Here is a 6,134-nt window from a genome sequence, read left to right as displayed (position 1 = left end):
GCCGAGCGCCCGCTGGTGCTGGCCGGCAGCGCGCTGGACGGCCCGCCGGAGCGCCTCGCCGCGCTCGCGCGCTTCGCCGAGGGCTGGATGCTGCCCATCGCGCCCACCCATCGCTGGCCGCATCTCTTCGACAGCCGCCACCCGCACTACGCGGGCTATGTCGGCAACCGCGTGCAGCCGAAGCTGATGGAGGCGATGCGCGAGGCCGACCTGCTCGTCGCGCTCGGCGAGCGCCTGGGCGACGTCGTCAGCCAGTCCTACAGCTTCCCCGCGCCGGAGCCGCAGCTGCCCGTCGTGCAGATCTGGCCCGATCCCTCCGAGATCAACCGCGTCTTCCGCGTGGACCTGCCCATCGCCGCCGATCCCTTCGCCGTGGTGGAGGCGCTGCTGGAATCAGGTCCTGCCACCGCCCCGCCCGGCCGCGCCGCCTGGATCGCACGCCTCAACGGCATCCATCGCGAACTGACCGCACCGCGCCACGAGCCGGCGCCGGACGGCGTGAACTTCGCCTCCGTCTGCATCGCGTTGGCGGAACGGATGGCGCGCGACGCGGTGCTGACGACGGATGCCGGCAACTTCACCTCCTTCGTCCACCGTCACATTCCCTTCGGGCCGTCCAACATCTTCCTGGGTTCCGCCGTGGGCGGCATGGGTGCCGCGGTACCGATGGCCGTCGCGGCCTGCCTGCGGCATCCCGGGCGGCAGGCGATCGCCGTCGTGGGCGACGGCGGCGCGCTGATGACCGGCAACGAGATCGCCACCGCCATGCGCCACGGAGCCGCGCCCATCATCGTCGTCGCCGACAACCGAACCTACGGCTCTATCGGGATGCATCACGGCAACCGCTATCCGGGCCGGCCCGTCGCGGCCGCGGCCGATCTCGTGAACCCCGACTTCGCGGCCTGGGCCCGCGCTTTCGGCGCGCAGGGCTTCACGATCCGAGACGAGGCCGAAATCGCGCCGGTGCTGGACGCGGCCCTCGCGCCGGCCGCCGTGCCGCGCGTGATCCACGTCCACGCCTCGGCGCTGCAGGTCACTGCTTGGCGGCGGAGGGCGTGAGCGGGGAGGGCTCCACCCTCCCGTACCAGCCTTTGCTGAACGCGCAAATCTCCTGAGTACAGCCTTTGCCAACGCGCCGTCATCCGCGGTGAGCGGCACCCCGGCGGCCCGGAGCATGTTCAGCAACTAGCCGACCGCCTCAATCCCAGGCGGCTCGTCCGGGCCGCTAGGTTCTGTGGACTCTTGGGATTCGCAAGGTGGGTCCGCTGTGATGCAAGGCTGCCTTTTGGAGGCGGCGGATGGGCGTGGCGGACCCGAACCGCAGCCAGATCGCGCAGGCGCATGCGTAGGTCGACCTGCGGGTCACGCCGCGACCGGTAGCGCTGTGCCGAACGGTGAAACCCCATCGCCGAGCAGGCCTGACGCTCGCTGACCCGGTAGCTGTCTCGCAGCACAGCCACCACGTCGCGGCGCAGCGCGGGCCTCACCATTTTTTCTCAGCACGTCCTGCAGCATCGTCTTGTCGAGGCTCAGGTCGGCGACCAGCCGCTTGAGCTTGGCATTCTCTTCCTCCAGATGTTTCAGCCGCCGGATCTCCACGGTTCCCATCCCGGCGAACTGCTTCTTCCACCGGTAGAATGTCGGCTCGGATACGCCGAGCTTGCGGCAGATCTCGGCCACCGCCGTGCCGCTCTCCGCCTGCCGCAGGGCAAAGGCAATCTGCTCGTCCGTATATCGCTTCTGCTTCATGGCACCACCCCCTCCTCAGGGGTTCAGAGTGCCCGAAAAACTTGCCCTCCCGCTGGGCCAGATTCCGGGGTCAGGACCAGTGTAGGGGCACTTTCTCAGCGAGGTACGGACAGCATCGGCACCAAGGCATCGCTGACCCCGGTGAGCATGATCTGTACGCCGACGCAGAGCAGCAGGAATGCAGAGAGGCGAGTGACCACGCGCGTGCCTTCATCCCCGAAAAGCTGCGCCATGCGGCCGGCCCGGTTGTAGGCGTGCCAGATCGTCAGCGCGATCGCGGCCGCCACCAGCAGCGATGCAAGCGCGCCGGCGACCGCTCCGCGAAGCTCGTCGCTCCGGTTCGCGCCCAGCGCGATCGCCGCCGCGATCGTTCCCGGCCCCGTGGTGAGCGGGATCGTCAGCGGGAAGAAGGCCATCGGACGCACGGCGGCGAGATCGAGGCCGCGGCTGGCATGCCCGCCCGGATCTCCGGCCGGCTGGTGCAGCATCGACCAGCCGGCCACCGCCACGACAAGGCCACCCGCGATGCGCAGCGCGGGCATGGAGATTCCGAAGAAGCCGAGCACGAAGCTGCCGGCAAAGAGCGAGACGACCAGCACGGCGAAGGCATAGGCGGCCACGAGCCGTGCGATCGCCGCCCGCTCCGGCTCGTCCAGGCCGACGGTCCGCTGCAGGAAGACGAAAGCGAGGCCGTAGGGATTGATGATCGCGAACAGTGTCGTGAAGCCGAACAGGAAGTCGCCGACGATGCGGGCGAGCACGAAACCATCCAGCATCGCCCGGCTCCTCCGTCAGTCCTCGAGGGTGACGATCAGCCCGCCCTCGCTGATCCGGAGCGTGGCGCCGGACCGCGACGAGCGGAGGCGCATGCGCACCCCGCGCGCATTGCGCAGCCAGTGCACCTCCACAGGACCCTCGGCTGGCCCGTCGCGATGCTCGGTGTAGGTACCCGCGAAGTCGGCCAGGCGGCGGAGGTTGAACACCTCTCCCTGCGCACGGACCGAGGTGATTCCGGTGCCGACTGCCTCGAGGCCGTCGATCGAGAAGCGATGCACCTCGTCCCCGAAACGCAGGCGTCCGCCGCCGAACGAACCCGTGTGGCCGAACAGGCCAACACGCACCTCCTCGATCCAGACGCTGGCATCGGGGTTCGGATCGCCCTGCCCGCACAGCGCCAGCGCGGCGCATCCGGTGACGAAGGCGCGGCGTCGCGCGTCGCTCCGCATCCTCCCCTCCGCCGCCCTCCGTGGGCGCGCCGTCATCCCGCCACCAGCCCGACGATGATGGTGCCCCAGGTGGTGAGCAGGATGTGGCCGATCGGCACGGCTGGCGTGTAGCCGAGCACGGCGACCGGGCTGCCGGATTTCGCCTGAACGGCGGCCATGCCGGGCGTGAAGGTCTGCGCGCCGGCCAGGCCGCCGAGCAGCAGGATGGGGTTCATCCGCAGCAGGTAGCGGCCGACGAACAACCCTACGATCTGCGGCACGAGCGTCACCGCCATGCCACCGACGAACAGCCCGACACCGGCTTCCGCCAGGGCGCCGAAGAAGATCGGCCCGGCATGCAGGCCCGTCATCGCGACGAAGGCGGCGAGGCCGAGCGATGTCATCAGCGACACCGCGCCGTCCGGGATGCGGCCGAACAGCGGCAGGCGCGTCCGCAGATGCCCCACCAGCAGCCCCGCGAGCAGCGTGCCGACGCTGGTGCTGAGCGCGATGTGCATGTCGCCGATCGGCACCTGCACCGCGACCCCGGCAACGCCGCCGAGGAAGATGGCGAGGCCGAGCACGACGAAATCCGTCGCCTCGGTGGGCCGCACCACGGGCCCGATGCGCCCCGCCGCCTGCTCGACCGCCTGCTCCGGCCCGACGATGCGCAGCAGGTCGCCGCGCTGCAGGATCGTCCCCGGCGCGATCGGCAGGTCCTGGTCGCCGCGCCGCACGCTGCGCAGGAAGATGCCGCGCGCCCAGTCGAGGCTCGCGGCCTCCTCCAGCCGGCGTCCGGCGAGGTCGCTGTTCGTCAGCAGGACCTCGCAGGCCGCGACCGGCAGGTCGAGCAAGGCCCGGTCTTCGACCTCCTGCGCGCTGGCGCCGACGATCCCGACCAGCACCTCGCGTCGGCCGGCGACCGCGACGACGTCGCCCGATTGCAGGCGAAGGGAGTGATCGGGCTCGATCAGCTCCTCGCCGCGCCGCACGCGCAGCACGAACATCCGATGGTCGCGCGCGTGCTCGGCCGCCTCGCGCAGCGTCAGCCCGACGACCGGCGCGTCGTCGCCCAGCCGGTAGGCGCGCAGCTCGAAGGGCCGCCACGCCGAGGCGATGCCGGGTCGGCTGCGCGCGATGCCGAGATCAGCTTCCAGCCGCAGCGCCTCTGTCTTGAGGTCCACGCCGAGCAGCCGCGGCGCGGCGGAGGAGAGGAACCAAATCACGCCGATGGCACCGAACAGGTAGCAGACGGCGTCCGCGACCGCGATATGCGCGATCAGCCGCGCGCGTTCCTCCTCGGGCAGCGGCAGTGCGTTGATCGCCTCGGTCGCGGTGCCCATCGCCGGGCTCTCGGTCAGCGCGCCCGAGACGAGCCCGGCGGCGAAGCCGGCATCGAGCCCGAGCAGCTGCGCGACGAGGAAGGCGGTCAGCAATCCGGTAACGCAGACCGTGACCGCCAGCACGATCGGCCGCCAGCCGCCGCGCCGCAGCGCCTGCATGAATTGCGGACCGACGGAATAGCCGATCCCGAACAGGAACAGCAGGAACAGGAAGGATTTTGTCGTGCCCGAGACCGGCACGTGCGCGACCTGCCCGATCGCGATGCCCGCGAACAGAGAGCCTGTCACCGGCCCGAAGCGGAAGCCACCGAGATTGATCGAGCCGATCCAGTAGCCCACGCCGATGGCGAGGAAGACCGTGAACTCCGGGTAGCGCACCAGGAAGTCGCGCAGCCAGTCCAGCACGTCCGTTCGTCCCCGCTAGAACCGTGCGATCGCGCTGGCCTGAAGGCGTTGCTCGATGCCCCGCCCGCCCGCGTCGCCGCCTGCTGTCGCTCCGCCTTCCAGATCGCGGCGGAAGTAGATGTACTCCACGCCGATATCGAGCCAGCCGGCGTCGACCCGGCCACCGCTGTCGCGTGCGAAGGGGCTCCATATCAGGTTGACCACGCCCATCTGCATCTCGCGGTTCACCGCCGTCGCGCCCGGTCCGCCGGTCGCGAACTGCGAGACGAAGTCGGGGTTGTCCAGCCGCGCATAGCCGTAGGCGGCCGTGCTGCGCAGCGCCGGCATCCAGTAATGCTTGTAGCCCGCGACAAATCCCCAACTCGGCACAGCCGAGAGCGAGGCCTCCGGCGCGCCCGGCAGGCCGAGCCTGCTGTAGGCGGCCTGGCCCGAGGTCGTGGAATCGAAGTAGCGGCCGATGCCCTCGCCGTAATAGGCCATGCCGATCAGCTGGTCGGCGCCGAAGCCTGGCCAGAGTCGGTTCATGTTGAAGCTGCCATTCGCGGCGACACCCCAGCCGATGGTGCTGCTGCCGCCGCCGCCCGGTGCGGCCGCGGTGCCGTCGGCTTCGATGCGGAGCTGGCGGACCAGGCCACGCAACGAAGCCTCGCCAAGGGCGCCGCGCCAGGTCAGGCGGCCGAGCAGGTCGGGAACCTGGTTCGTCGCCGGGCTGGCGCCGCCATCGAGCGTGCTGTCCGGGAAGAAGACGCCGTCGCTGCTCGTGTAGTCGGTATAGGGCGCCTCGAGCGAGACCTGGCCGGTCAGGCCGGGCGCGAGGCGGCCTGTGAAGCGAATCTGCGCCTGCCGCACGGCCGAGGCGTTGATGAAGGTCGCGTCGGTGAGCGTCTCGACCAGCCCCTCGTTCCAGAGGCTGTTCGCCTGGCCGAGCAGCACGCGGAAGCTGTCGCCGCCGATCTCGGCATAGGCCTGCCGCAGGCGCGGCATGTAACCGGAGGAGGTGGCGGCGCCGGAGGGGCTCGGTTGGTCGCCGGCGAAGTCGAACTCCAGCTTCGTCGCGAGCGGCCCCCATGCGGTAGGGGTCTGCGTGTCGAAGCCGATGCGCGACCTGCGGGCGGAGAAGCTGATGTCCCCGTCCTGCTGGCCGGCCGCGCTGCCGACCAGCGGGATGCCCTGCACCGAGGGGGCGTCAGACCGGTCGCGCAGATCGAGGCTGCCGAAGAGGTTCGTCTTGATGAAGCCGTAGAGCCGGACGGAGGTCTCGGTGCCCGGGACGCGCCAGGAATTCGGAAGCGCGCCGCGCAGCGCCTCGTCCACCTGCGCGCGCGTGATGCGCCGCTGCTCCTCGGGGTTCGGCGCAGGCGGCGCAGCGATGACCACGGGCGCAGCGGGCGCGGGCGCTGCGTGCGGGGCGGGGTGGGCCGGCGCCGGCGCT

Annotated in this window: 5 protein-coding genes and 1 pseudogene; 1 reads left to right on the top strand and 5 read right to left on the bottom strand. The window is 70.7% G+C overall.

The features are described from left to right. The coding region (locus L2I40_RS17360; RefSeq protein ID WP_237216451.1) for a thiamine pyrophosphate-dependent enzyme at positions 1–1,059 on the top strand (1,059 nt) is incomplete at its 5' end. Between the two features lie 239 nt (positions 1,060–1,298). Here L2I40_RS17360 and L2I40_RS17355 read toward each other — a convergent pair. From L2I40_RS17355 to L2I40_RS17335, 5 genes and pseudogenes are all read right to left on the bottom strand, one after another. Next, positions 1,299–1,749, bottom strand: a pseudogene (locus L2I40_RS17355) (transposase); the annotation flags it as partial. 95 nt (positions 1,750–1,844) lie between these two features. Further along, positions 1,845–2,525, bottom strand: a complete 681-nt coding sequence (locus L2I40_RS17350) for a MarC family protein (protein WP_237216450.1) — start codon at positions 2,523–2,525, stop codon at positions 1,845–1,847. A 15-nt stretch (positions 2,526–2,540) separates the two neighbouring features. Then, entirely contained in the window at positions 2,541–2,975 is a 435-nt protein-coding gene (locus L2I40_RS17345; RefSeq protein ID WP_237216449.1) for a hypothetical protein, read from the bottom strand. Positions 2,976–3,007: 32 nt separating this feature from the next. After that, positions 3,008–4,702: an aspartate-alanine antiporter gene (gene aspT, locus L2I40_RS17340; RefSeq protein WP_237216448.1), complete on the bottom strand. Its 1,695-nt coding sequence runs from the start codon at positions 4,700–4,702 to the stop codon at positions 3,008–3,010. Between the two features lie 15 nt (positions 4,703–4,717). Beyond that, on the bottom strand, positions 4,718–6,134 hold a 1,417-nt coding region (locus tag L2I40_RS17335; RefSeq protein WP_237216447.1), incomplete at its 5' end, for a DcaP family trimeric outer membrane transporter.

Origin of the sequence: Falsiroseomonas oryziterrae (genome assembly GCF_021864505.1) — a bacterium.
GTDB classification, from domain to species: domain Bacteria; phylum Pseudomonadota; class Alphaproteobacteria; order Acetobacterales; family Acetobacteraceae; genus Falsiroseomonas; species Falsiroseomonas oryziterrae.
The sequence above is the reverse complement of the archived record's forward strand: the minus strand, read 5'-3'. Positions and strand labels throughout refer to the sequence as shown.

Bases quoted from the DNA above. Each gene is read 5' to 3' on its own strand.
- L2I40_RS17350 (WP_237216450.1), bottom strand. From the start codon at position 2,525: ATGCTGGATGGTTTCGTGCTCGCCCGCATCGTCGGCGACTTCCTGTTC.
- L2I40_RS17345 (WP_237216449.1), bottom strand. From the start codon at position 2,975: ATGCGGAGCGACGCGCGACGCCGCGCCTTCGTCACCGGATGCGCCGCG.